Here is a 23,553-nt window from a genome sequence, read left to right as displayed (position 1 = left end):
AGCATTAGGCGGTGACACATGACTGAACAAGTACATTCAAAAAAAAATGTATTAATAACCGGAGCATCGGGATTAATTGGTAGTGCATTAGCACCGTTTTTAAGTGGTCGCGGTTATACAGTTCACCTTTTACAGCGAACGCCGAGTAAAACAGCCCCCTATTGGAATATTGAACAACAAGAGATACACCTTAATGGCGCACCTGAGCCTGATATTATTATTCATTTAGCGGGTTTAAATATTGGTGCATCACGTTGGACAAAAGCAGTAAAACAAAAAATTGTTGATAGCCGTATTCATTCAACACAGCTTTTAGTGGATCACATTAACAGCAGCAAAACACCGCCTAGTTTATTTATTTGTGCTTCTGCCATTGGGTTTTATGGCGACAAAGGGCAACAAACCGTTGATGAAGCTTCGCCAGTAGGCAATCACTTTGTCAGTCAGCTAGCTGAAAAATGGGAACGTGTAAGCCAACAAGTTAAACAGCCGAATACGCGTGTTGTGAATTTACGCACAGGGATTGTGTTAAATAAAAAGGGCGGGGCTTTGGCTAAAATGTTGACGCCTTTTAAAATGGGAGTAGGCGGTAGAATTGGTTCAGGCAAGCAAATGATGAGTTGGATTGATTTACAAGATGAATTGAATGCCATTCTATTTATTATCAAAGAACAGCAGTTAACCGGCCCTATCAACTTAGTTTCGCCCGTTGCGGTGAGTAACCAAACCTTTTCAAGCACCTTAGCTAAGGTGTTAAAGCGACCTTGTTTATTTCCATTACCTGCCCCAGTTGTAAAACTAATTTTTGCACAAATGGGTGAAGAGTTATTACTTTCAAGCACACACGTTCAACCCACCAAATTATTACAAGCTGGATTTAAATTTGAATATGCATCATTAGAAAAAAGCTTGAAGCAACAATTAGCGTAAGGGTTTATCAATATTGTTATAGAGAAAAGAGTGTAAAAAGAAGTGAATTAGCGTTTAGGTATTTGAATAAACAACTTATTGTTAAGCTTTAAAAACAAAAATCCCGACCTAAGTCGGGATTTTTAATTCAAACGTTTTAATTAAACAAACCTTTTAACAAGGTGGGTTAATTAGAAATCGTAAGAGATTTGAGTGTATAACTGGTTATCAACTGTAGCAGTATCTAGGTTATCAGCAGTGAAGCCTGCACTAGCTGTTACATTGCTAGCTAAAGAGTAGCTTGCTTCAAGCGCATAGTAATCTAGTGTATCAGCATCATCAGTATCGCCCATACCGTAGAATGCCATTAATGTTAGGTCATCGCTAACACCATACGTAACAGCAAGTTCCATAGTAGTAAAGTCTACACCGCCTTCTTCACCCGCTTCATATCCAAAACCAACATATAGAGCATCAACAGAATAACCTAAACCGAATTGAATTTCGCTATCTTCATCAACTACAACATATCCTGCACCGATATCTAAGCCAAAGTCTAGAGAGTAAACTGCAGAAACACCGATTGAATCAGCATCTTCATCTGAAGAAGCAATATATTCAGCATTTACAGAAACGCCACCGAATGTGTTTGCGTATGCAAAACCAGTTGCGCCGCTACCACCAAGAGTTTCTAAACTACCACCGAACTCATTACCCACATCAGTAAAGTCAGTAACTTGACCTAATGCAGAGCTAACGCCACCAAAAGAGAAATCACCGTAAGCTGTATCTAAACCAACAACTAGTTCATCTATTGCAAACTGACCAGTCGCCTCTGTCGCACTATTAGATTCATAACCATCTGTATCGATTTCGAATTCTGCATAAGCAGTTGTAGTGTCAGAAACAGCAGTTGTTCCGAAAATATTGATGCTTCCGTATGTAGAGCTGTCAGAAGAAGTTGTTCCATCACCTTGGTCATCAAAATATGCAGTCACATCGATGTCACCACTAATTTTTAAAGTTTGACCATCTGCGTCATATACTGTCGCTGCTTGTGCAGATACTGAAACTAGGCTCGCTAAGATAGCTGATGCTAATAATGTCTTTTTCATGTTTTCGTCCGTCCGTTTATTTAAAATAAGTATATTAATTTATAATTTTTATGTTGTAACGCGATGTAACGCTAAAACAGCTTACTGTTGTTTACAAAACAAGTCTAGATGCCTTATATGATATAAATATTACAAAAGTGATATGTTTCACAAAAGTAGATCTAGCTCAAAGTTTTGATTTCACTGCTTAACTGTTGATAATTGATATCGTTAATTATCTAATCACAAAAAGTTCCATAAAAATAGAACCAAACTAAAATTAATTTAAAATCACTTTACAAACAATAACATACGGCATTATTTTCCGATACAAAAACTAGAAAAGATGCGCCCTAACAAATCATCAGAAGTAAATTCACCTGTAATTTCGCTTAAATACTGTTGCGTCAAACGTAACTCTTCGGCTAATAATTCTCCAGCTTTGTAATCTTCTAATTGCACTTTTCCTTCTAATAGGTGCGCTTCTGCGTTATCAATCGCTTCTAAATGGCGTCGTCTTGCCATAAATCCGCCTTCTGTATTTCCTTGATAACCCATAATATCTTTAAGGTGCTGCTTTAATTGCTCTACACCTAAACCTGTTTTTGCAGAAATTCGATACACAGGATGCTTGTTTTCATCATTGTGATCAGAACTGTTTTCAGAGTCATTTACCTCTGTGATTGAGAGTGATTCTCCCGTTAAATCAGCTTTATTTCTGACCACGGTTAGGCCTACATTTTCAGGTAATTTATCTATAAAATCAGGCCAAATTTCACGTGGGTCTTGGGCATCCGTTGTGGTTGCATCCAACATAAATAAAATGCGGTCGGCGTTACGAATTTCAGCCCATGCGCGCTCAATGCCTATTCGCTCAACTTCGTCAGCACCTTCACGTAAACCAGCGGTATCGATAATATGTAAGGGCATGCCGTCTATATGAATATGTTCACGCATCACGTCTCTTGTTGTTCCCGCAATATCAGTCACGATAGCGCTTTCTTTACCCACGAGAGAATTCAATAGGCTTGATTTACCTGCATTAGGACGCCCCGCAATCACTACTTTCATGCCATCACGTAATATTGCACCTTGCGTAGCTTGTGCTTTAACTGCGTTTAGGTTGTCGATGATTTGGTATAAATCATTCGCGATTTTTCCATCGCTTAAAAAATCTACTTCTTCCTCGGGGAAATCGATAGATGCTTCAACATAAATGCGTAAATGAATTAAGCTTTCAACTAACTCATTTACTTTGTTTGAAAATTCGCCCTGCAATGAATTTAAGGCGCTTTTAGCTGCTTGCTCTGAACTTGCTTCAATTAAGTCGGCAATTGCTTCTGCTTGTGCTAAATCGAGTTTGTCATTCATAAATGCACGCTCTGAGAACTCGCCAGGATTAGCGCTTCGCAGATTTTTAATGGTTAAGATAGCTTTAATTAACATATCCATCACCACAGGACCACCGTGACCTTGTAGCTCTAAAACATCTTCACCAGTAAAGGAGTTTGGCCCTTTAAATAATAAAGCAATGCCTTGATCTAATACCTGTTGGTTTTGATCGTAAAAAGGAAGATATTCCGCATAACGTACTTTAGGGATTTTACCCAAGACTATTTGTGCAACCGCTTCTGCATCGGGTCCAGAAACTCGCACAATACCGACTCCACCTCTTCCTGGTGCAGTGGCTTGTGCAACAATAGTATCTGTAGCTTTAATCATGTTCTGTTCCTAAAAAGTGAAGCCAATAAAAAAGGCGACTATTATAGTCGCCTTTTGTTGATTACTAAATAATAGCTTTTTGCTAATTATTTACAATGCTACTTATTTTAAAATATTACTTGTCGCTTGGATGTTGCTTTTCAAACTGACGATAAATAATTTTTTGTTGCGTTAATGTCACTACGTTACTCATTAACCAGTAAAGTACTAGACCCGCTGGGAACCATAAGAAGAAGAAAGTAAATACAAGTGGCATAAATTGCATAATTTTCTGCTGCATTGGGTCTTGCACTGTTGTTGGAGACATTTTCTGGATAAAGAACATGCTCACACCCATCAAGATAGGTAGGATGTAGAACGGGTCTTGTACCGATAAATCTTGGATCCACAACATAAATGGTGCGTGACGTAACTGTACTGCTTCCATTAGTGACCAGTATAAAGCGATGAATATTGGCATTTGTAATAAAATTGGGAAACAACCGCCTAGTGGGTTTACTTTCTCTTTCTTGTACATTTCCATCATTGCTTTTGATACTTTTTGACGGTCATCACCGTAACGGTCACGTAATGCTTTGATCTTAGGTTGTAGTAAACGCATTTTAGCCATCGACGTATATTGTGCTTTAGTCAGTGGGTATAAAAGACCTTTAATAGTGAACGTAATTAAGATGATTGCAACACCCCAGTTACCTACAATACCTTGGAAGAATAATAGTAATTTAAATAATGGTTGTGCAAGCCACCATAACCAACCGTAATCCACAGTTAAGTCTAAGTGTGCACCAACTTCAGCCATTTGCTTTTGAAGTTTAGGGCCAATCCAAAGGTTAGTATCAAACTCTTCTGTTGTTTGAGGAGCAATGGTTTTAATAGGAGATTTAAAACCAATCGCCGCATCTTTGTTTTGAATGATGTTACTGTAAAGTACATTATTATCATTTGGCGCAGGTACCCAAGCCGAAACAAAATAATGTTGTAACATTGCAACCCAACCGCCTTCAGTTGGTTTGTTTAGGTTACGCTCAGACATTTCATCGTATTTGTATTTGCTGTATTTAGTATCAGTTGTTGAGTAAGCACCACCACGATAAACAGGCATCATTAAGTTTGTTGAATGATCTTGTAGTGACTCTTTTAGCTGACCATATAATTGAACATTGATTTCACTGTTTGTGTTATTTTCAATGGTGTAATCTACATGGACATTATATTCACCACGATTTAGGGTAAATGTTTTGATGAATACGTTACCATCTTGGTCTACATAACGTAATGCAGCAGAAACCGAATCTGCATCTTGAGAGATAACATTTTCAGCACTATCAACCGTATAGTAAGGACGCCCTTTTGGATTTGCATCCGGTCCTTGTTTACCAATTAAACCGCTTTGCGCAATATAGGTAAACTCGTTATCAATTGATAATAAACGGAATGGAACACCTGAATCTAATTCATCATCGTGTTGTAATAAATCAGCAACGATAATATCACCACCGATTAAAGTAATTTCTAAACGAAGTTGATCATTCGCTAATACAACTACATCACCAACTGGTGATTGTTCTGAAATTTGAACAGATGCGTCTTGTGAAGAAGCAGGTACATCAGCACTATGATTACTCGTTGATGGAACTGATGGGGTAGTTGTACTTTGTTCAGTCGTTTGCCCAGTGGCAACTGGCTGAGGGTTTTTCTCAACAACCCATGCTTGATATAGCAAAAAGCTTACAAACAAGAGAGCGAGAACAAGTAAATTGCGTTGTGATTCCATAACGTATTTTATCTCTAAGGTTTAGGTTTATTTTTATTAGCGCAACATGGAGGTACAGGATCTTCTCCGCCTTCATGAAAAGGATGGCATTTTACAAGACGACAAGCCGCTAGCCAACATCCTTTTATCATACCATGACTCTTAATTGCTTCTATCGCATAATTTGAACAAGTTGGCGTAAAACGACAACGAGGCCCTAACATTGGGCTAATAATTAATTGATAACCACGAATGAATTTAATTGCTAACCATTGCAACGCTGCACTAATTTGCGCCATAACTTATCCAATACTTGATTAATTTCTTGATTTGATAAATCAGCAATACCAGCTTTCGCAACGACGACGATATCGATGTTTGGAAGCTCATGTTGTTGAAGACGAAAATTTTCTCTTACAATGCGGCGAATACGATTACGTCCAACAGCAAGCTTAATGTGCTTTTTGGGAATAGCCATACCAATACGAGGGTGTTCAAAAGTATTTTTTCTAGCAAGAAGAGTTAAGTGTGGAGATACTGAGGGAATAGCATTTTTAAAAACAGGTTGAAAATCTTCGGGAGTTAACAAACGTAACTCCCGAGAAAACGAATAATTCACCACGTCTGGTAAATTATGCGCTTAAGCTAGCGCGGCCTTTAGCACGACGACGAGCTAATACGGCACGACCGTTTTTAGTCGCCATACGAGTTCTAAAACCGTGTGAACGCTTACGCTTAGTGTTGCTTGGTTGAAAAGTACGTTTCATGCTCTTTTCCACTTATTGTTAAGTACTGTACAGTAGTTAATTTTTTTAATTCTTTATTGTCTATTTACTTAAAAAGTAAGCAAACGATAATAATCAAAAGCATCAACCGATTTAAAAGAGAGCGAATTCTATTGATTGATTGACTAAAAGTCAATCAGAGATGCTTCTTTCTGGCAGATTAAATGAAAACTCTTTAGAAGTTAATTCTAAGAATTTAAATCATCACTACGAGCCAAACTCAAAAGTTAGGGTGGCGCGATTATATATAAGCAGGGCGAATTAGCAAGGATCTTCCGTGATCTTATAAAAGAAGTTTTTTAATCAGAGGAATAATTGCGCTGTGGATAAGCAAGCTAGGCGTTGATTCTATATAGTTGCAGGCTTGTGGATGCTTCATTCATCGAATTACAACAAATACAAGGATCTTTTTTTTATTTTTGTTGGATGATCTTGTGGCATCATGACGATCTTATCGGTAGAATAATCCGCCCTAATGCACCTACTGGAGTTCAACAATGTCCCTCGCTATTTGGCAAGAATGTTTAGCACAATTAAAAGATGAGCTATCAGCAGGAGACTTTAGTACTTGGTTGCGCCCTTTACAGGCGGAATATAACAATAATGTACTGTCTTTATATTCTCCTAATAAATACACCAGTGAATGGGTGCGTGAAAAATACATGGACCTTATTGAAACTAAGTTACAAACATTAAGTCACGCTGTCGATTCAAACTTAACCATTCAAATACGTTTATTAGTGGGCACTGCAAACGCCAATAACCCTAGCGCCGAAAAAACAGCGCCAGCCGTTAATACCAATCAACCATGGGAAGGCGAATCAACTTCTCCAGTAGTCGCACACAAAAGTAATTTAATTAAAAAATATACCTTTGATAACTTTGTTGAAGGTAAGTCGAATAACTTTGCGATTGCAACGACACAACAAATTGCTGAAAATCCCGGTGATGTTTATAACCCACTTTTCTTATACGCACATCCTGGGTTAGGCAAAACACATTTATTACATGCCGTGGGTAATGCCATTGTTGCTGAGAATCCTGATAGTAAAGTCGTTTATATTCGTTCAGAACGTTTCGTTCAAGATATGATCAATTCAATTCGTAATAATACCATTGAACAATTTAAAGAATATTACGCTTCGTTAGATGCACTATTAATAGATGATATTCATTTCTTTGCTGGTAAAGACCGTTCTCAAGAAGTTTTATTTCAAACCTTTAATTCTATGTTAGATGCTCACCAACAGGTTATTTTAACCAGTGACCGCTTTCCAAAAGAAATTGAAGGCATCGACGAACGACTGCGTACACGATTTGGTTGGGGGTTATCGATTCCCATTGATCCACCAGAATTAGAAACACGTGTTGCCATCTTAATTACTAAAGCAGAAGAACGTGGTTTACAATTACCAGACGACGTTGCTTTCTTTATTGCGAAGCGCTTAACCATTACCGACGTGCGAGTTTTAGAAGGTGCAATTGCTAATATTTCAGCAAAAGCACAATTTACAGGACAAGATATTACCATTGCATTAGTACAAGACGCATTGCGTGATATGTTAGCGGTACATACAAAACAAACAACAGTGGATAACATTCAGAAAGTAGTGGCTGAACATTACCGTATCAAAATATCAGATATGTCTTCAAAACGCCGCACACGTACAGTTGCTCGCCCTCGTCAAATAGCGATGGCATTAGCCAAAGAATTAACACAACATAGTCTACCTGAAATAGGTGAGGCATTTGGTGGGCGCGACCACACCACTGTATTACATGCTTGTCGTAAAGTTGAAGAGTTACGCCGTGAAAATAATGACATTCAAGAAGACTACAAAATTCTTATTCGCACATTGTCGATGTAATTAAAGGTTAAACCATGAAATTTACTATCTCTCGTGAAGTCTTGTTAAGACCATTGCAATTAGTTGTTGGCTCAGTGGCAGGCGGACGCCCAGCATTACCTATCATGGGTAATATACTGATTGAAGTAAAAGACAACTTTTTAAACCTTACTGGTACTGACTTGGAAGTTGAGTTAATGGCTCAAATTCCATTAGAGCAAGCTTCAGTGAATGGTTCAATTACCGTACCTGCACGTAAATTGTTGGATATTTGCCGTGGTTTATCTGATCCTTGTGAAGTGACCTTTGAAGTTAAAGATGAGAGAGTAACTGTGCGCTCTGGGCGTAGTCGTTACTTACTATCAGCCTTGCCTGCCATTGATTTCCCTAATATTGAAACCTGGCAGAGTTTGATTGAACTTACTGTGCCACAAAGTGAATTTAAAAAGCTTATTGAATTTACACAATTTGCTATGGCGAGCCAAGATGTTCGTTATTACCTAAACGGCATGTTCTTTGAAGTATCAGGTAATACATTACGTAGTGTATCAACCGATGGACACCGCCTAGCTTCTTGCGCAATTAATATAAACCAGCATATTGAAGAACAATCGGTCATTGTGCCGCGTAAAGGTGTTTTAGAATTAGTTAAACTGTTAGATAAAGAACAAGAAAATGTAACCATTCAATTAGGTAAAAATAATTTACGAGCAGTAATTGATGGTTATACTTTTACAACAAAATTAGTTGATGGACGCTTCCCTGATTATCGACGCGTTATTCCTCAAAATGGCGATAAAGAATTAATTTCTGGTCGTGAAACATTAAAACAAGCTTTTACTCGCGCAGCGATTTTATCCAATGAAAAATTCCGTGGCGTACGTTTAACTTTATCTGAGAACTTATTAAAGATAACCGCAAATAACCCTGAGCGAGAAGAAGCTGAAGAATATATAGATGTTGATTACCACTCAGCAGAACTAGAAATTGGCTTTAACGTAAGTTATGTTCTTGATGTCTTAAACACACTTAAAAGTGAGCAAGTTAAAATTACATTTAGCACATCAGATCACAGCGCTTTAATTGAATCAATTGATAGTGATGACTCACTATATGTATTGATGCCAATGCGCTTGTAATTAGCTTATTATCGTTATCAATCCTTTGATCATCAAGACCATCATTGTTATAACGAACATGAACAATGATGGTAACAAAACACACAAACAACCTTTGTTTTTGGTTAAAGGTGTTGGTTAATGTCATTACAAAAATTAATCATCAATCAATTCCGAAATATTGATTCTGCAACATTAGACTTCGACACCAAAATCAATTTGATTGTTGGAGAAAATGGCAGTGGCAAATCCTCACTATTAGAAGCGATTTACTTATTAGGATTAGGTCGTTCTTTTCGTACCCATTTGACCAATCGCGTTATTCAATATGAACAATCTCATTTCACTTTATATAGTGAAATAATGCATCAAGAGCGATTGTTACCTATCGGTCTACAAAAATCGAAAAGTGGTGAAACTACTCTTAAGATTGATGGTCAAATCGTCAAGAAGTTAGCCTCTTTGACACAATATATTCCCATGCAATTAATCACTCCTGAAAGTTACACTTTACTTTCAGGTAGTCCTAAAAATCGGCGCGCTTACCTAGATTGGGGGGTTTTTTATCATGATCCTTTGTTTTATAGTAACTGGTCTCGCATAAAGCGAATATTAAAGCAGCGGAATGCCGCTTTAAAGCAATGTAACGCTTACAAAGAGCTTGAAGTGTGGGATAATGAACTTTGTCTCCTAAGTGAGCAAATAAGTGCACAGAGAGCCGATTACTTCGCAAAATTGCAGCCTTTAATAGCACAAACTATTGCAGATTTTCTGCCAGAGTTTACTATCGATAGTCGCTTCTTTTGCGGATGGGATAAAAACAATAAGCCTTTAGCACAATATCTAGCTGATAACTTTCAGCGAGATAAGCAATTAGGCTATACAAGTGTTGGTCCACAAAAAGCAGATTTAAAAATAAAAATAAATAATTTGCCGGTGGATGATGTTTTATCTCGAGGTCAATTAAAGTTGCTTGTTTACGCTTTACGATTAGCACAAGGTTTATTTTTAAACTCTGTTGATAATAAACAGTGTGTTTTTTTAATTGATGACTTTAGCTCTGAACTTGATAAAAGTAAGCAAGCAATATTAGCAAAACATATTATAGATTCTGATGCACAGGTATTTATTAGCGCTATTTCAGCAAATAGCATTGAAGATTTATTTATGCAAAAACGCTCTTTGTTTCACGTGAAACAAGGCAAAATTACAGTAGAAAGGTGAAAGTTTTATGGCTGAGAATAGTTATGATTCGTCAAGTATTAAAGTACTAAAAGGGTTAGATGCAGTTCGTAAACGCCCTGGCATGTATATCGGTGATACCGATGATGGTACGGGTCTACACCACATGGTTTTCGAAGTTTTAGATAACTCAATCGATGAAGCTTTGGCAGGCCACTGTAGCGATATTATTTGTACTATCCATACTGATGGTAGTGTCTCTGTTCGAGATGATGGTCGTGGTATTCCTGTTGATATGCATGAAGAAGAAGGTGTATCTGCAGCAGAAGTCATCATGACAGTACTCCACGCCGGTGGTAAATTCGATGATAACTCTTATAAGGTATCTGGTGGTTTACATGGTGTAGGTGTTTCCGTAGTAAATGCACTTTCAGATCAATTGCGTTTAACAGTTAAACGTAGCGGTCATATTCACCAACAAACTTATGCAAAAGGTGAGCCTGAAGCTCCGATTGCTATTATTGGTGATACCGATCAAACAGGAACTGAGATTCGTTTTTGGCCAAGTCCTTCTACGTTTTCCGATACAAAATTCCATTACGATATTTTAGCAAAACGTTTACGTGAATTATCATTCTTAAATTCTGGTGTATCGATTAAATTAGTTGATAAACGTGAAGAAGATAAATCTGACCACTTCCATTATGAAGGTGGTACTCGTGCATTTGTTGAGTATTTAAATCAAAACAAAACACCCGTTCACAGCAAAGTGTTCCACTTTAATACTGAACATGAAGATGGCGTAGCCGTTGAAGTTGCAATGCAATGGAATGATGGTTTCCAAGAAAACATTTATTGTTTTACAAACAACATCCCACAACGCGATGGTGGTTCTCACTTAACAGGTTTCCGTGGCGCATTAACGCGTACATTAAACTCTTACATTGAAAAAGAACTTGCAAAAGTTAAAAATAATAAAAATAAAACAACCACTGAAGGTGGTGATTCACGAGAAGGTTTGACTGCCGTTATTTCGGTTAAAGTACCAGACCCTAAATTCTCATCACAAACAAAAGACCGTTTAGTCTCTTCAGAAGTTCGTCCAATTGTTGAAAGTGCAATGAATGAACGTTTACAAGATTTTTTACTTGAAAACCCTAATGAAGCAAAAGTCATTGTTGGCAAAATTGTTGATGCTGCTCGAGCACGTGAAGCTGCGCGTAAAGCACGTGATATGACTCGCCGTAAAGGTGCATTAGATTTAGCAGGTTTACCTGGTAAATTAGCAGATTGCCAAGAAAAAGACCCAGCTCTTTCTGAACTATATATAGTGGAAGGGGACTCGGCTGGTGGTAGTGCGAAACAAGGCCGATCTCGTAAAAATCAAGCAATCTTACCGCTTAAAGGTAAAATCCTTAATGTTGAAAAAGCACGTTTTGATAAGATGCTTTCTTCACAGGAAGTTGCAACACTGATCACTGCATTAGGTTGTGGTATCGGTCGTGACGAATATAACCCAGAGAAAACACGTTATCATCGTATTATTATCATGACCGATGCCGATGTCGATGGTTCTCATATCCGTACATTATTATTAACTTTCTTCTACCGTCAAATGCCTGAATTGATTGAAAATGGTTATATTTACATTGCTCAACCACCGCTTTATAAGGTGAAAAAAGGTAAGCAAGAAAGTTATATTAAAGATGATCCATCACTGCAAACATACTTAACTACGTTAGCAATGGAAGGGGCGTCTTTACATGTAAATAGCGATGCACCAGGTATTTCAGGTGTTGCTTTACAAGGAATGATTGAACGTTACCGTACAGCACAAGATACAATTGTTCGCTTAACTCGTCGCTTTCCAAATGTTGTTTTAGATAAGTTAATTTATCAACCTGAATTGAAAGCCTCTGATTTAACTAATGCCGATCATGTAAAAGAGTGGGCTGAAACGATTATTGAAGTTTTAAATCGTCAAGATTTAGAAGGTACATCGTATAAAGCAGAAGTGGTTAAATCTGAAGATGAAGTTACAAACAATATAATCTTTAGTGTTCGTAAACATGGTGTTGACACTCTTTACACTTTTGACGAAGAGTTCTTTGGTTCGACAGAGTACAAATCACTTGTTTCATTAGGTATTGAAATACAAAACCTATTAGAAGAAGGTGCTTATATTCAACGTGGTGAACGTACTAAACCAGTAGACAACTTTATCGAAGCTGTAAATTGGTTAATGCATGAATCAAAACGTGGTTTATACATCCAACGATACAAAGGATTGGGTGAAATGAATCCAAGTCAATTGTGGGAAACAACCATGGATCCAAATACGCGTCATATGTTACAAGTAACAATTGATGATGCGGTGGGTGCAGATCAACTCTTTACTACATTAATGGGTGATAACGTTGAGCCTCGCCGTGCATTCATTGAGAAAAATGCACTTCGTGTTGGTAATATTGATATCTAAATATTGTTGTTTTTAAATAGTAATACCATAAAAATCCAGCTATCTAGCTGGATTTTTTGTTTCTAGAGTTGTATCTAAAAGAGTTAAATTGAATAAACAAAGCACTTAAATCCTTTTCATTTAACTCGCTTTCATGCACTCTATTTACTTCCTATGTTTCACGTGAAACACCTATAGTTTTTTGAAATTAGTTTTTGGAATTAATTTCCACCATATTAATTAAACTAAAATCCAAACTGAAACATTAGTGTCACAATAAAAACTTATCATGCGTTCACCATTAATCACTTGAGTGAACTATGTCTGTAAATTTTCTTACAAAAATAACTTCTGGCGGAATTGCTTTATTACTTCTTATTATTAGTTTTTTTATTTTTTGGGCATGGCAAGAAATAGATAAACCTTACCAAATAAATCAGTCCTATCATGAAATTAAAGAAGACCTAAAAGCAGACATAGCCTTATCCTTAGAACAATATTTGGGTTCAGGGAACACCACCAAATTAACGGACGCAGAAAATAAATTAGACGCGTTAAAATCTAATACTATTTATTGGCTGGATGCACAACAAACTGAATCGATAAATGAAACCATTAATAAGTTACAACTTGCAATACAAGAGGCAAGAGGAGCTGGAAAACTTGCAGCAGACCCGGAAGTGTTATTAATTAATAATGAAATGGAAAGGGCAGCAGCCATATCTGATGTTATAAAATATGTTCAACTATCAGATGTAGCGTCTACAATTAAAGAACAATATAAAGACCAATTGCTTTTAATTAGCCAACAGCTTCAGCAAGTTTCAGTATTACGTCAACGATATTTACAACAAAATAAACAATCTATAAAAGAACAGTTAATCAGCGAAAACTATTTATTAAGTAAAGAAATCGCAAAATTAATTTCATTGCCTAGTTTAAATTTATTTGAAACAGAAGAAACAGATGAGTTTAGTTTTGGTGAGCCAGAAACCATAGACCTAACAGAAGATAGTCTTAATAATTTAAGAAGCCTTACCTCTCGTTATCCAAAAGAAATAACCAATACAGCATCAATGTTAAGTGCAGTAGAAAAAAGTAGAAAAAATATTTCTATTCAATTAACTGCATTAACAGAAATTTTCACCTCCTATGCGAGTATTGTAGATAAACAAAAGAAAACAATTACAAATAAGGTGAAGCTTATAGGCGGCTTTTCATTGTTATTGTTTGTTTGTATGGTCGCTTTATCTACATCATTGCAATTTAAAACTTTAAGTATCATTCGCCAGTTATTACCTTTTTTCGATTCATTAACAGCGGGTGATTTTAATCAATCATTAGAAATAAAAAGTAACTTAACTGAATTTAATACACTAAGTCTTCGTAGCCTTAAGTTACAAGATTATTTAAAAAATCTAACGGCCTCATTACAAAAACAATCGAAAGCGGCTTTAACAGCAAGTTACTCATTACAAAATAGAACAAAATTAGCTAACGAAAGCAGTAAAAAGCAACGAGAGCAAACTCGTATTGTTAGCTCGTCAATTACTCAACTTTCAAATTCGTTTTCAGAAGTGACTCAAAGCGCAGCGGAAACTTCTCAGCAAACTGATAAAGCGGTTAAATTGGTAACAAAAGCAGATAAAGCATTAGCGAGTGAAGTGTCCAAAACAAAAAAATTAGCTGAAAACATTTTGTCATTAAGCGAATTAGTCAAGAAACTCACAGAAGATACACATTCAATTAATTCTGTTTTGGATGTAATTAATAGCATTTCTCAACAAACTAACCTGCTTGCATTAAATGCAGCTATTGAAGCGGCTCGAGCTGGTGAACATGGAAGAGGTTTTGCTGTTGTAGCTGATGAAGTTAGGGCACTAGCAATAAGAACTTCAAACTCAACTGGTGAAATTCAAAACATCATTGATCAATTAATTACTACTGCGACAGAAGCTAATGAATATGTGTTAGTTCAAGGTGATGTAGCAACAGATTGCGCAGAACATAGTTTAGCGGTTCAAAAAGAATTAAAACTTGTTTCTGAAGTTATTGATAACATTTATTCGTTTAATAACAGCATTGCTTCTGCAACAGAACAACAATCGGTAACAATTGAAGAGGTTTCAGCCAATATCGAAACCATTGAAAGACATGCAAAACGTGTAAGCAATGATATGGAAGATATTAACGACTCAAGCGACACAATCAAAGAGATCAGCGAAGTATTAAATAAACTATTAACGCAGCTAAAAAATTAGCATAATTTTTTATAGAAAAGAAAGGCCATTCATAATAGCTTGAAAAAGCAATATAGGCGGTTGTTATACCCTTATAAAGTATTTAGATAAATAAAAGCCACGAAGTATTCAAATAAGAACGATCTTGTTTCACGTGAAACAAACTACTGTAAATAGATCATCAAATGTAATTACAAATAATACGATCGGTATACAACAAACAAACTATATCTAAGCATACTCCTTTATGGGCAAAATAAAGCACATAGAGACGAGTAAGTCTCTTTTCCTAACCAAAGGTCAAGAAGTATGCAACGCGCCATAGAGACTTATCTGACTGCCCATAATGAGTTAAATGATTATGTTCTTTTATTTATTCTTAGCATTTTAAGGAATGAAACGATCATGAAATATAACGTCGCAATTAAAGTACGATCGGTATAGATCCGTAATAAAAGGAGTAATAGATAAATTAATTCAAAATGATTTAATTTCTTATATAGTACTCATAAACAGCTACCCACATTATTAGTTTTAAAATAATGTCACTAATTCACTGCTACTATCTCGCTTTTTTTAATATTTTATCCCTTATTAAAAAATAAATTTATCTATCCATACAGAAATATCATGAGGAGCTATAACGTAGAAAGTAAGTATCGAAAAATAATTATCAGGTAAATTTCAGCGAAATACGTTATGTATTATTGATGAATAATTAGAGGGTAAAGCCAGAGCATAGTTAACAATATTAAAGAATAATAAAGTGCAATCAATAATGGATATTTGAAGGATAGTGCTTGTTGCTTTGTACTTGTTGAAAAGAAGAAACCAAGTCGTTTCACGTGAAACATACTTGGCTTCTTTGATCATCTGACTTTTAATAATACTGATTATTCAGGTTTATTATTTAAAATCTACATTAGAATTAGAAATAATAAGTAAATGATCACTTCGGTTTTTAAGCAGAATAAAGCTCATTTATAGTATCCGCTAAAATACTAATTCCTTTTTCTACAACTTCACTATCTTGCGCATAATTAAGTCTTATACATTCATTTTTATGCTGCCAATCTTGATCTAGACCAGGGAAAAAGTAATGCCCAGAAACAACGATTAAGCCTTTTTCCTTAAGTATTTTATACAATTCGTTGGAGGTGATAGGTAACTCTTTAAACCAAAGCCAAAGGAACAAAGCGCCTTCAGCTTTATGTATACGAAAGTTTTTATTATTAATTTTACTTAGCAATAGATTAATTGCGATTTGAGATTTTTGCTGATAAAAGGGTTTAATCACCTTATCGCTTAATTCAATTATTTCTTTATTTTTCACCAAGGGTAAAACAATTTCAGGTCCAATCCCGCCTGGTGATAAGGCCATAATCCCTGAAAGGTTCGCCATTGCTTTAATGATGTGAGTATTCGCTATCACAATACCACAACGTGCACCTGGCAATCCAAACTTGGACAAACTCAAACAAAGTATCGTATTGTCATTATAATGAGGCTTAACATCTTCAAAGATGATATTAGGGAAAGGTGTACCATAGGCGTTATCAATAATGAGTGGAATATTATTCGCTTTCGCTAACACGTCTAATTTTTCAATTTCATCATCAGTTAAAACGTTCCCAGTCGGATTAGTGGGTCTTGATACGCAGATCGCTCCTATCTCATCGGTTATTGTTAATGCATCAAAATCGACATTGTATTTAAACATCTGATTCTCAAGTTCGGTAATTTTAGGTCGAACGGCCACAAAGGCATCTTCAGAAACACTCGCATCCGCATAACCAATATATTCAGGAGCAAGCGGAAAAAGAATTTTCTTCTTTTTACCATCGTTAAAATTCCCAGCTAAAAGGTTAAATAAATAAAAGAAAGCATTCTGACTGCCATTCGTTAACATTACGTTATCTGATGTTAACTCCCAGCCATAAAGTTCGTTAAATAATTCAGCAATTGCTATTGCAAAGGTATCTTTACCTTTAGGGCCATCATAATTAGCTAATGTATCAACTAACTTACCTTGATCTAATAACTCCTGCATAAGCTCTGTTAAACGCGCTTCAATGTGAGGAATCGACGCTGGATTACCACCACCTAACATTAGAAGTTCTTCTCCTCCTTTTACACCTTCATTTAAATCATCCATTAATTCGGTAATACCGGAATGCTGTGTAAATTTATTTCCAAAAATAGAGTAGGGCATACATATCCTAATTTTAATTGAACAAAAAAACTGAAAATTCTAGTTATTATTCTTTCATTGAAAGGTTGTGCTTAAATAAATAACAACCTATTTTTTAAAATATAAAATGAATAATGTTACATATAAATAAGATTCATCGGGTACCTAATTAACGATTAACGCCTAAATCCGATAAAAACAAATGTAATGTTTCACGTGAAACAAACAAAAAAGCTCAGTATAAACTGAGCTTTTTAATAGTATCAAGATTGTTTATTGTAAATTAAAGCACTGATACATCCGCAACCTGTAAGAACAAGTTACGTAAACGATTCAATAATGCTAAACGGTTCTGTTTAACTTCTTTATTATCAGCCATTACCATTACATCATCAAAGAAAGCGTCTACAGGAGCTTGTAAGCTAGCTAATTCGAACAATGCAGCTTCATAGTTGCCTGACTCAAATAAAGGGCTTAACTTGCTTTCTAGTGCTTGTAATACTTCTGCTAAGGCTTTCTCTGCATTTTCTTGTAATAAGTTAGTATTAACTTCACTATTAATCTCTTCGTTAACTTTTGCAAGAATATTACTAATACGTTTGTTAGCAGCAGCAATGGGAGCCGCTTCAGGTAAGGTTTGGAATTTAGCAACCGCTTGAATTCGTTTTTCAAAATCAACAGGTTTAGTTGGTCGACGATCTAACACAGATTGAATTAGCTCTACTGAATATCCGTTCGCTTGATAAGTCGCACGGAAACGAGCAAATAAGAAATCAACCACATCAGTAACGACATTATTATTATTATTGTTTGTTAATTTATCTGCATAACTTGTTTTAGCTATTTCAACTAAATCGACAATATCTAAGTCTAAGTTTTTATCGGTAATAATACGTAATAAACCAATGGCAGCACGACGCAATGCAAATGGGTCTTTATCACCCTTTGGTGCTTGGCCAATACCGAATATACCGACTAACGAGTCTAACTTGTCTGCCAATGAAACGGCACAAGCAACAAGAGAATCTGGTAATTTATCACCAGCAAAGCGAGGCAGATATTGTTCATTTAATGCGATAGCAACTTCTTCTGCTTCACCATCAAAACGAGCATAGTGCATCCCCATAATGCCTTGAACATCTGGGCATTCCAAAACCATTTCCGTCATTAAATCTGTTTTTGATAGTAAGCCGGCACGTTTTGCATGCTTAGCATCAGCTTTAATTTTTAGTGCAATGGCTTCTGCTGTATCAGCAATTCGCTCTGACTTCTCTTTTAACGTACCTAATTGCTTTTGGAACAATACGGTAGATAAAGATTCTAAACGGCTTTCTAGTGTTTTCTTTTTATCTGTTTCAAAAAAGAACTCTGCATCCGCTAAACGTGGACGTACAACTTTTTCATTACCAGAAACAACTTGTTTAGGATCACGACTTACAATGTTAGATACAAAAATAAAGCGAGGTAACAATTTGCCTTCTTTATCTAATACTGGAAAGTATTTTTGGTGGTCTTTCATTGTATAAATAAGCGCTTCGGAAGGTACATCTAAGAATTTTTCTTCAAATGAACCAACCAATGTTACAGGCCATTCTACTAATGAAGTCACTTCTTCTAATAAATCTTCATCAATAGCAGCCACACCATTCTCGTGTGCAGCAACCGCTTCAACCTGTTCACGTATGATTGATTTACGACGTTCATAATCTACAATCACTTTTCCTGAGCTATCTAACAATGTTTCATAGTCGTCAGCGTGAGTTAATGTTAATTCAGCATCCCCCATAAAACGGTGTCCACGAATAACGCGATCGGAAGCAACACCTAATAATTCGCCTTCAATTAACGTATTACCAAATAACATAGTCACTGTATGAACAGGACGAATAAACTGTGTGCTTTCAGCTCCCCAACGCATTGGCTTAGGAATAGGCAACTTCGACAAAGCCGTCGCAGCCATTGCTGGTATTAACTCTTTAACATGTTGCCCTTTAGCTGAAGATTTAAATAGTAACCACTCACCTTTATCAGTCACCAAGCGTTCCGCTTGATCAACGGTAATACCATTAGAGCGAGCCCAACCTTGTGCCGCTTGTGTCGCCGTTCCATTTTCATCAAATGCAACATTGACCGCTGGGCCACGTTTTTCAACAATTTTGTCAGCTTGCTCAGAAACTAAGTGAGTAACAACTACGGCTAAACGTCTTGGCGATGCTAACCAACGAACACTATCAAAACTTAAATCAGCCTTAATTAACTCAGCTTCTACATTATTAGCAAATGATTCAGCAAGTTTGCGAAGTGACTTTGGTGGTAACTCTTCGGTTCCCAGCTCAATCAATAAATTTTCTTGTGACATTAAACTTGCCTCTATTTATCTAAATTTTTACAAAGTGGGAAACCAAGCGCTTCACGTTTTGCGTAATATGCTTCTGCAACCGCTTTTGATAACGAACGAACACGTAAGATATAACGTTGACGTTCAGTCACAGAGATAGCATGGCGAGCATCTAACAAGTTGAATACATGTGATGCTTTCATTACTTGCTCGTAAGCAGGTAAAGGAAGACTAGATTCAATTAATTTTTGACTGTCTTTTTCACATTGATCAAATTGTGCAAATAATGCATCAACATCTGCATGTTCAAAGTTGTAGGTAGACTGTTCTACTTCATTTTGGTGGAAAATATCACCGTAAGTCACTTTGCCCATTGGACCATCAGTCCAAACTAGATCATAAATGCTATCAACACCTTGAATGTACATTGCAAGGCGCTCTAAACCATAAGTAATTTCACCAGTTACAGGCGAACACTCTAAACCGCCAACTTGTTGGAAATAAGTAAATTGAGTTACTTCCATGCCATTAAGCCAAATTTCCCAGCCTAATCCCCAAGCACCCAATGTTGGTGACTCCCAGTTATCTTCAACAAAACGGATATCATGAACTGAAGTATCGATACCAATCTCTTCAAGTGACTGTAAGTACAATTCTTGAATATTTTTAGGAGAAGGTTTTAATACCACTTGGAACTGATAATAATGTTGTAAACGATTTGGGTTCTCACCGTATCGGCCATCGGTAGGTCGACGACATGGTTGAACATAAGCACTACTCATCGGCTCAGGACCAATTGAGCGAAGGAATGTTTGAGGATGGAATGTTCCAGCCCCTACTTCCATATCAAGCGGTTGTACAATGGCACAGCCTTGACGAGCCCAGAAGTCTTGCAGCGCAAGAATCAGCCCTTGGAATGTTTTTGTATCGAATTTTTGCATGGTTTCGGCTTCGAGTTGATTATAAAAATTGGTGGTTATTATACCCATTTCAAGCACTTGATAGCAATTGAAAACAAGTCAGGATAAGGGTTTAGACCAAGTTTAAGTCTTCAACAATCATCCTCTATGTAGAAATAAGTACTTTTCCAACCGTTTTTAATTTATCTAGTCCAGTATTTAGAGATAGATGAATGGGCACGAATAAAATCAAATTAATTAAAAATTTAATGTTTTTAATTAATTTGTTTATTAAGCCTCTGCCAATCTGTAGTAAAAAAAGGTTGTTCATGTCAAACTTCACAAAAAAGGTTTATTTATTTCAACTTAGACTAAGATAAGTAGCAACCTTCAATAAAAACGCACTCTACTGGATATGAAATGAACAATAAACGCCAAATGCTGATCGATACCGCTCTGACTCTTTTTTATGCAAAAGGAATCAATAGTACAGGTATTAACGAAATACTTAAGGTCTCTGGCATTGCTAAAAATACACTTTACAATCACTTTAACAGCAAAGAAGAGTTAATTATTGCCGCTTTAGAACAGCGTCATACTCTGTTTGTGGAATGGATAAAAGAAACACTTGAAGGCGCGACAACCAACAAAGAAATTGTTATTAAGTTATTTACAGGGTTGGAAGAATGGTTCACTGGTTCAAATCCAGAACTCGGCGACTTTAGAGGATGCTTCTTTATTAATAGCTCAGCAGAGTTTAGCGAAAAGAAAGATTCAATCCCGTTGTTCTGTTTGTACCACAAACAAAATATCAGAGACTTAATTGAAGAATACATGCCAACAAAAGATCCATTATTATTAGATGCAATCTGTTTAATGAAAGAAGGCGCTACTACAGCGGCTTATGTAAGTAATGATATGACAGCAACTAAAAAATGTATTTATATTTTAAATAAGTTTCTAGACGGACAAAGTTAGTTCGTTATTAAATGAATTAATCACTCCTTGTATTTTACTATTAATAATAAATATGAGGAGAACCTTTTAAAATCTAATACTCTTTACAATATATAATCTCCATTTATATTTATCACTCCAACGTAAATCCAAATAAATTAAATTCAAATTGTAACCTCAGCAGCTTAAACACGACCTAAAACCAGATGTAAGTTAGCATTAACTAACCTCTTGTGTTTTTATTTAATAAAACTACCACGAATTAATTTTAACAATCACTAGTTAACAACAACGATAATTTGTAAAGTACGACATACTATTAATCAGCCTTGAAAATAGATAGGTAATAATGAATAAAAAACTACAAGAAAGTGATTTATATCTTCCAATCAAAGATCATCTTCAAGGACTAGGCTTTGAAGTAAAAGGGGAAATAAAAGATTGTGATATTGTTGCCAAGAAAGGCGATGACATACTTATTATCGAACTAAAATTAACATTAAATATCACTCTATTAATGCAAGCAGTAGATCGCTTTACTTTAGCTGACAATGTTTATATAGCCATTCCCAAACAAGCAACTATATTCAAAAACAAGAAAAAACAAATAAAAAAACTCATTGCTCGTTTAGGATTAGGCTTAATTATTGTTGATATACAAAAAACACAACAATATGTAGAAATCATTAATGACCCACAAGATTACACCCCAAGAAAAAATAAACGCAAACAAACGGCTTTATTAAAAGAATTCAGTTTACGACAAGGAGATCCTCAAAAGGGCGGTTCAACACGCTCTAAAGCAGGTTTAACTGTTTATCGCCAACGCAGTATTCGTATCGCGAACTTTTTACTTACACAGCCTTCAGCAAAAGGGGCTGAAATAAATAAAGCAATTGATGAGCCACAAGCAACACAATTTTTGAGAGATAATTATTATGGCTGGTTTAATAAAATAGACAGAGGAGTCTATGAAATATCAGATAAAGGAAGACTAGAATTACCCGAGTGGAAGAGCAGCGCTACCAGTATTAATTCATAACAAACAATCATTTAAATATTATTATTTGATTAGCAGATCACAGTGAGTTTATTTATTTTTATATAAATAAATAGCCTATTTAATTGCAATAAGTTATATTTACATTCGACAACAATTCGATTGTCACAAATAATTATTAAATAAATATAGGAATACATTATGAAATATGTTGCTAAATTTGCTGTTGCTGCAGTTGCTGTAATTCTTCTTGCTGGTTGTACTGGTAGCCAATTCAACAAAGCTGGAGACTGTAAAACAGACTTCATCTTAGTTCCTGCTATTTCTATCTCAGGTGCTATTGGCGCTTGTGGTGAATAATATTAGAGTTTACCTCTAAATATTATGAAACAAAGCGTTTCCAACTTGGAAGCGCTTTTTAATAACTAGAACACACCAAAACTATCCTTCATAATTATCACATCGATTAAAAATAAATTTAATGAGTAATGACTCACAACCCATCATCAATTTCCTATTGAATACTTTCAAAACTGATGTTCATTCATAGAATGATTAGTTTAAATCTTCACTTAATCATTACATCAAAACAATAAATATAATACCGATTGCGTTAAATAGGTTATCTAAATTTTCGAAGAAAAACAGTTCAAGGCGTAAATTGACACCTTTCGAGAGGTTAACTTCGTTAACCTTCTATCGGTTGTATTAAGTAAAACACTTTAAAACTTTAATGGTTGTTCCCTTTACAACATCTACAAAATAAAAATATGACGAAGAAGTGGGCTGTTTTAGCCGGTAAAATAGATAAGCTATTTATCATGATTAGTTTAATTTACCTATTGCTATAAGATTTAATTAAGGCCTAATTTAAGCACTTCATAGAGATTACTTTTATCGGCATTATTAAATAAAAACAAAAAAGGCGACCCGAAGGTCTAATGCCGATCAGTTAAGAAAAATTAGTTGATTTTTACCCGAATGGGATCAGAATCCGATGTTCACTCAACATCGGATTTTTTTATGCCTTTAGATTACGATTTCCACTCACTCGAAGCCT

General features: G+C 35.8%; 18 protein-coding genes. 9 read left to right on the top strand and 9 right to left on the bottom strand.

Features of this window, described 5'->3' with window-relative positions:
* Nucleotides 1-18 precede the first annotated feature (18 nt).
* Nucleotides 19-930: a TIGR01777 family oxidoreductase gene (locus E2R67_RS03655; protein WP_134289587.1), complete on the top strand. Its 912-nt coding sequence runs from the start codon at nucleotides 19-21 to the stop codon at nucleotides 928-930.
* 170 nt (nucleotides 931-1,100) lie between these two features.
* On the opposite strand, the gene E2R67_RS03650 is transcribed toward E2R67_RS03655, so the two are convergent.
* The 6 genes from E2R67_RS03650 to rpmH form a co-directional block, all read right to left on the bottom strand.
* The gene (locus tag E2R67_RS03650) at nucleotides 1,101-2,024 is read right to left on the bottom strand and encodes a porin (protein ID WP_134289586.1); all 924 of its coding nucleotides are present in this window, start codon (nucleotides 2,022-2,024) and stop codon (nucleotides 1,101-1,103) included.
* 297 nt (nucleotides 2,025-2,321) lie between these two features.
* Nucleotides 2,322-3,725, bottom strand: coding sequence for a tRNA uridine-5-carboxymethylaminomethyl(34) synthesis GTPase MnmE (mnmE, locus tag E2R67_RS03645; protein WP_134289585.1), 1,404 nt, complete (start codon nucleotides 3,723-3,725; stop codon nucleotides 2,322-2,324).
* Nucleotides 3,726-3,840: 115 nt separating this feature from the next.
* Nucleotides 3,841-5,499, bottom strand: coding sequence for a membrane protein insertase YidC (gene yidC / locus E2R67_RS03640; RefSeq protein ID WP_134289584.1), 1,659 nt, complete (start codon nucleotides 5,497-5,499; stop codon nucleotides 3,841-3,843).
* 14 nt (nucleotides 5,500-5,513) lie between these two features.
* Nucleotides 5,514-5,777: a membrane protein insertion efficiency factor YidD gene (yidD, locus tag E2R67_RS03635; RefSeq protein ID WP_134289583.1), complete on the bottom strand. Its 264-nt coding sequence runs from the start codon at nucleotides 5,775-5,777 to the stop codon at nucleotides 5,514-5,516.
* Nucleotides 5,744-6,100: a ribonuclease P protein component gene (gene rnpA / locus E2R67_RS03630; protein WP_134289582.1), complete on the bottom strand. Its 357-nt coding sequence runs from the start codon at nucleotides 6,098-6,100 to the stop codon at nucleotides 5,744-5,746. Before rnpA ends, yidD begins: the two co-directional genes overlap by 34 nt.
* 10 nt (nucleotides 6,101-6,110) lie before the next feature.
* Nucleotides 6,111-6,245, bottom strand: a complete 135-nt coding sequence (gene rpmH, locus E2R67_RS03625; RefSeq protein ID WP_084605455.1) for a 50S ribosomal protein L34 — start codon at nucleotides 6,243-6,245, stop codon at nucleotides 6,111-6,113.
* Between the two features lie 515 nt (nucleotides 6,246-6,760).
* On the opposite strand from rpmH, the gene dnaA reads away from it, so the two are divergent.
* The 5 genes from dnaA to E2R67_RS03600 all read left to right on the top strand — a co-directional run bounded on the left by dnaA (nucleotide 6,761) and on the right by E2R67_RS03600 (nucleotide 15,129).
* On the top strand, nucleotides 6,761-8,131 hold the full coding sequence (gene dnaA / locus E2R67_RS03620) for a chromosomal replication initiator protein DnaA (protein ID WP_134289581.1): 1,371 nt from the start codon (nucleotides 6,761-6,763) through the stop codon (nucleotides 8,129-8,131).
* A gap of 14 nt (nucleotides 8,132-8,145) precedes the next feature.
* A complete protein-coding gene (gene dnaN, locus E2R67_RS03615) occupies nucleotides 8,146-9,249 on the top strand; it encodes a DNA polymerase III subunit beta (RefSeq protein WP_134289580.1) in 1,104 nt (367 codons plus the stop codon).
* A 120-nt stretch (nucleotides 9,250-9,369) separates the two neighbouring features.
* The gene (recF, locus tag E2R67_RS03610) at nucleotides 9,370-10,452 is read left to right on the top strand and encodes a DNA replication/repair protein RecF (RefSeq protein ID WP_134289579.1); all 1,083 of its coding nucleotides are present in this window, start codon (nucleotides 9,370-9,372) and stop codon (nucleotides 10,450-10,452) included.
* A gap of 7 nt (nucleotides 10,453-10,459) precedes the next feature.
* Nucleotides 10,460-12,889 (top strand): DNA topoisomerase (ATP-hydrolyzing) subunit B, encoded by a 2,430-nt coding sequence (gene gyrB, locus E2R67_RS03605; protein ID WP_134289578.1) that lies wholly within the window; start codon nucleotides 10,460-10,462, stop codon nucleotides 12,887-12,889.
* Between the two features lie 299 nt (nucleotides 12,890-13,188).
* A complete protein-coding gene (locus E2R67_RS03600) occupies nucleotides 13,189-15,129 on the top strand; it encodes a methyl-accepting chemotaxis protein (protein WP_134289577.1) in 1,941 nt (646 codons plus the stop codon).
* A gap of 940 nt (nucleotides 15,130-16,069) precedes the next feature.
* On the opposite strand, the gene E2R67_RS03595 is transcribed toward E2R67_RS03600, so the two are convergent.
* The 3 genes from E2R67_RS03595 to glyQ form a co-directional block, all read right to left on the bottom strand.
* On the bottom strand, nucleotides 16,070-17,320 hold the full coding sequence (locus E2R67_RS03595) for a valine--pyruvate transaminase (RefSeq protein ID WP_134289576.1): 1,251 nt from the start codon (nucleotides 17,318-17,320) through the stop codon (nucleotides 16,070-16,072).
* Nucleotides 17,321-17,582: 262 nt separating this feature from the next.
* A complete protein-coding gene (gene glyS, locus E2R67_RS03590; RefSeq protein ID WP_134289575.1) occupies nucleotides 17,583-19,658 on the bottom strand; it encodes a glycine--tRNA ligase subunit beta in 2,076 nt (691 codons plus the stop codon).
* 11 nt (nucleotides 19,659-19,669) lie between these two features.
* Entirely contained in the window at nucleotides 19,670-20,578 is a 909-nt protein-coding gene (glyQ, locus tag E2R67_RS03585; protein ID WP_134289689.1) for a glycine--tRNA ligase subunit alpha, read from the bottom strand.
* A 378-nt stretch (nucleotides 20,579-20,956) separates the two neighbouring features.
* On the opposite strand from glyQ, the gene E2R67_RS03580 reads away from it, so the two are divergent.
* From E2R67_RS03580 to E2R67_RS03570, 3 genes are all read left to right on the top strand, one after another.
* Nucleotides 20,957-21,514 (top strand): TetR/AcrR family transcriptional regulator, encoded by a 558-nt coding sequence (locus E2R67_RS03580; protein WP_134289574.1) that lies wholly within the window; start codon nucleotides 20,957-20,959, stop codon nucleotides 21,512-21,514.
* A gap of 328 nt (nucleotides 21,515-21,842) precedes the next feature.
* A complete protein-coding gene (locus E2R67_RS03575) occupies nucleotides 21,843-22,535 on the top strand; it encodes a DUF2161 domain-containing phosphodiesterase (RefSeq protein ID WP_134289573.1) in 693 nt (230 codons plus the stop codon).
* Nucleotides 22,536-22,694: 159 nt separating this feature from the next.
* Nucleotides 22,695-22,853 carry a DUF4223 family protein gene (locus E2R67_RS03570; RefSeq protein ID WP_134289572.1) on the top strand — a complete coding sequence of 53 codons (159 nt, stop codon included), beginning with the start codon at nucleotides 22,695-22,697 and terminating at the stop codon, nucleotides 22,851-22,853.
* Nucleotides 22,854-23,553 lie beyond the last annotated feature (700 nt).

Source organism: Psychromonas algicola, assembly GCF_004378355.1.
GTDB lineage: Bacteria > Pseudomonadota > Gammaproteobacteria > Enterobacterales > Psychromonadaceae > Psychromonas.
Note: the sequence above shows the minus strand (reverse complement) of the source record. Positions and strands in the feature narration are given on the sequence as shown.